This window comes from Intestinibacter sp., assembly GCF_051866655.1.
Lineage (GTDB): Bacteria > Bacillota > Clostridia > Peptostreptococcales > Peptostreptococcaceae > Intestinibacter.
Window position 1 is genome coordinate 1 of record NZ_JBJDXL010000264.1, and the last position, 4,177, is coordinate 4,177.

Annotated in this window: 5 protein-coding genes and 1 pseudogene; all 6 read right to left on the reverse strand. The window is 29.9% G+C overall.

The window, feature by feature from the left end:
• A partial coding sequence (locus tag ACI3VO_RS07950) for a cation diffusion facilitator family transporter (RefSeq protein ID WP_439757398.1) occupies positions 1-389 on the reverse strand: 389 nt, incomplete at its 3' end.
• Positions 390-514: 125 nt separating this feature from the next.
• Complete coding sequence (locus ACI3VO_RS07955) at positions 515-1,384, reverse strand: NAD(P)/FAD-dependent oxidoreductase (RefSeq protein WP_439757399.1); 870 nt, start codon at positions 1,382-1,384, stop codon at positions 515-517.
• Positions 1,385-1,398: 14 nt separating this feature from the next.
• Positions 1,399-1,707: a thioredoxin gene (gene trxA, locus ACI3VO_RS07960; RefSeq protein WP_290691117.1), complete on the reverse strand. Its 309-nt coding sequence runs from the start codon at positions 1,705-1,707 to the stop codon at positions 1,399-1,401.
• A 93-nt stretch (positions 1,708-1,800) separates the two neighbouring features.
• The gene (locus ACI3VO_RS07965; protein WP_439757400.1) at positions 1,801-3,060 is read right to left on the reverse strand and encodes a sensor histidine kinase; all 1,260 of its coding nucleotides are present in this window, start codon (positions 3,058-3,060) and stop codon (positions 1,801-1,803) included.
• Positions 3,050-3,721, reverse strand: coding sequence for a response regulator transcription factor (locus ACI3VO_RS07970; RefSeq protein ID WP_439757401.1), 672 nt, complete (start codon positions 3,719-3,721; stop codon positions 3,050-3,052). The genes ACI3VO_RS07965 and ACI3VO_RS07970 overlap by 11 nt, the downstream gene beginning before the upstream one ends.
• Positions 3,722-3,801: 80 nt before the next feature.
• A pseudogene (locus ACI3VO_RS07975) lies at positions 3,802-4,177 on the reverse strand (DNA-binding protein); the annotation flags it as partial.

Here is a 4,177-nt window from a genome sequence, read left to right on the forward strand (position 1 = left end):
GATACAATCACGTTGATAACAAGCGTAATCACTAATATTATAAAGCTCTCTACTGTCAAATTTAAACTACCTATTGTGTTTATTTGTAAAATAGACTCTATTATGATTTTTCCTGCTATAAAAAGTAGCATAATTCCTATAAATAAACTCGACAGAACTTCAAACTTTTTATGCCCATATGGATGCTCCTTATCACATGGCTTAGATGATATCATAACTCCTATAATCCCTATAATATTAGATGCACTATCTGATAAAGAATGCAGCCCATCAGCAGATACACTGTAGCTACCGATGTAATTTCCAATTATTATTTTTAAAAAAGCTACTAATAAATTGACTATCAATATAGCCATCAATATATTTTTTACTTTTTTATATTCATTCATAATTTGCCCCTTAAAATACAATTATTATAATTTTGCTCTAATATTATTATATTAATCATACTTTAAATTGTTTCTAATTAAACAAACAAAAAAAGGATACAACGATTGTATCCTTTATATCGCATTTAATTAGATTTTTGAGCTAAATAGTCAACTGCACTTAAAGCTGCAGTAAGACCTTGACCAGCTGCTTTGATGTAAGAATAAGGTCTCCCTACACAGTCGCCACAAGCAAATAATCCGGCTAAGTTAGTCTTCATATCTACGTCTACTTTTATGTGTTTATCATTCATCTCTAGGCCTGGAACTAAATTTTTAGGTGACATACTGTCTTTTATTATAAATACTCCATCTACCTCCAATGATTGATCCTCGAAATTTAATTCATTTACAAGCATTTCACCTTTTATTTCTGTAGGCTTTTTGCTTATTATTTCGATATCTTTATCTATAGAATCTAAATCATTTTTTAAAGCATTTCTCATAGGAATAAAATACGTCTTTGAGGCTATTTCATTTAGGAAATTCGCTTCGTGTATAGATTCCTTATTGTATCCAAGAACACATACGTTTTTGTCCCTGTAAAGAGGAGCATCGCAAGTTGCACAATAGCTGACACCTCTTCCTAAGAATTCTTCTTCTCCATTTATGGATTTGCTGCTATCTGTACCTATTGCGATTATAACCGTAGTCGCCTCAAACATTTCACTTCCACTCATCAAAGCGAAATAATCTCCCATAGCATATACATTTGTTATCTTATGCTCATCTATTTCTATATTCATAGAATCTATATGATTTTGAAAATTTTCTTTAAGATTTTGACCTGTTATATTGTAAAGACCTAAATAATTATCTACAACTGGAGCCTTTTCAATTTTACTGCTTAAATTTTTGTTACCAAATATTATAAAGTTTTTATTTCTTATCTTTGCATTGACAGCGGCGCTAAGTCCAGCTGGACCACTGCCAATTATAGCTATGTCGTATCTCATAGTGAATCACCTTTTTATAAATGTGCTTCTACTTTGCTCTTTATAGCTTCCTTAGGCATAAATCCCATCAATGTATCCACTTCTTGACCATCTTTAAATATTTTCATAGTTGGAACTGATACTATTCTAAATTTTTGAGCTAAATCCATGCTTTGATCTATATCTACTTTTACAAAGTTTACATCTTCAAGCTCTTCGTTTAATTCTTCAAATACTGGAGCTAGCATCTTACAAGGTCCACACCAAGTTGCAAAAAAGTCTACAACTACTACTCCTTCTTTTATTGTATCGTTAAATTCGATTGAATTGATTATTTTTGCCATTTATTCGTCCTCCTAATTTTTATTTCTATTTATCTATTAACAATTATACCCATATTTTTTTTATAAAAACATATTTTATCTTGTTAATTTTTACTAATCTCCATCTATAGGTATAATTATTTCAAACTTAGTCCATTTACCGTATTCTGAGTCTACAGTTAATTTGTATTTTAAGCTCTCAGATAGTACCTTTGCTATAGAAAGACCTATTCCAGAGCCATCTATATCTTTATTTCTGACATTTTCACTTCTAAAGAATCTATTGAATAAATGAGGAATTTCTTCTTTTTTAATTCCTATTCCATTGTCCTCTATTGTTATATAGATGTTTTCTTCTTTTTCCTTTAGAGAAATTTTTATATAATCGTCCTCTTCGGTGTATTTAAACGCATTGTCTATAAAAATTATAAGTAATTGTCGAAGCTTATTTTTATCACTTACTATACTTTTGTGATTTAACTGAGAAGAAATCTTCAACGTTTTATTTTGGATTAAAGCTATATCAAAAAAGTCGTCACACAAATCCTCGACTAGCTTCTCTAAATCAAGCTCTTCCTTTTCAACTAAATCTACATAGTCCTCCTTAGTAAGTGTCAATAAGTCATTTATCATCTTCTTAAGCCTTCTAGCCTCATTCATCGCATCAGCAATACCCTCGACTTCATCACTTATTGTATTATTTGGATGCTTTAAAAGTCCCTCTAATTTTGAAAATACTATTGTAATGGGTGTTCTTAATTCATGCGATGCATCCTGAATGAACTTCGCTTGGTTATTCCAAGTCGTCTCTATCGGTTTTAAGGCATTTCTAGTCAAGTAAAGAGCTATGAAATAAGTCAAAACACAGAAGATAACTACAGCACGAACCATAGTAAAAAGAAGCTGCTTTCTCGAGTTTAATTCGCTGTTTATTTCCCTCATTATTTTTATATGGTAATCGCCATATGTATAGTTACAAACTCTGAAATTATAATCTCCTTTTTTATAAGAATAAAATCCATTTTTTTCATCTTTCTGTTGTTCATTTGGGTCTTCATTCCCAAAATATGGATTACTATTTTGATTTATTAAATCATCATCTACATATATATACACCATATCTTTAGGATTTTTTAATTTTAAACCCTCTATTTCCAAACCATATAAAATACCATATCTACTATCTAATTTACGCAATTGACCGACTATAGATTCAAGTTCATTTTCCATCTCTGTATTTATATTAGCGTCATTAGTATAGCTAAAATATATGTACGTAAAAATGCATAGTAAAATCAAAAAACCTGAAACTACAAGCATATTTATTCTAATTAATTTTTTTTGAGTCTTTTCAAGAACTTCTTTACTTATCATCGAACATATAACCTACTTTTCTCTTTGTTTTTATGTATTTATCATAGCCGTATTTACTTAATTTTTTTCTCAAATGACTTATGTAAACTTCAACAATTTCTATTGTAACATCTGAATCTATCCCCCAAACTCTATCGTAAATTTGCTCCTTTAAAAGGATAGTTCCTTTGTTTAAAAGCAAGTACTCCAATAGATTAAACTGCTTATTTTGAAGCTCTATTTCTTCATCCTTTATAAATACTCTTCTTTTATTTAAATCTAGATGCAAATCTTTAAAATCTATTGTATTTCTAGCCTGCATCTTTCCATTTGTTCTCAAAATAGCGTATATTCTCGCTACTAATTCCTCCATATAAAAAGGCTTTGTAAGATAATCGTTAGCACCTATTTCAAAGGCTCTTACCTTGTCATTTAAAGATTCCTTTGCAGTCAATATCAAAACTGGAACATCTATAAATTTATCTCTCATAGATTTTAATATCTCTATTCCAGATAAATTCGGTAGCATTAAATCTAAAACTATCAAATCATATATATTCTGTTCTATCATATACAATGCCTCTTCACCATCGCTGCAGGATTCCGTTTCAAAATGATTGCTCAACTCATCTACAATGCTTTTTAATAATTTTATATTGTCCTCTACTACTAAAATTTTCATACATACCTCCCGATGATTTTATATATTTTAAACAAAATTAAGCCTCTATAGAATCTAGAAGCTTAATCTATCAATTATATTTAAAGTAGATCTTTATGTATCTTCATAAAGTCATTTAAAGCTTGAGTCACTATTGTCTTTCTATCGTAGCCTGAATTGCTACATAGACGTAGAAAATCCTCCCAAACTCCTTTGTCCACCTTCAAGCTTACATTTTTATCTTCTGTAGGCTCAAAATCTATAACTATATCTTTTTTGCTTTTCTTTCTCTTTAGGGACTTGCAGTCTCTTACTGATAAATACCAATCATAAACCTCACATAGCTTATCTAAATCCTCTTGAGTTATATTTATTTTTTTGTCTTTTTTGGGTTTAGTCTCTTTATTTTTAGAAGGTATCTTTGGGACTGTCGTAATGATATCAGTCTCTTCAAACTTTACCTGCTCAAAGGTATTA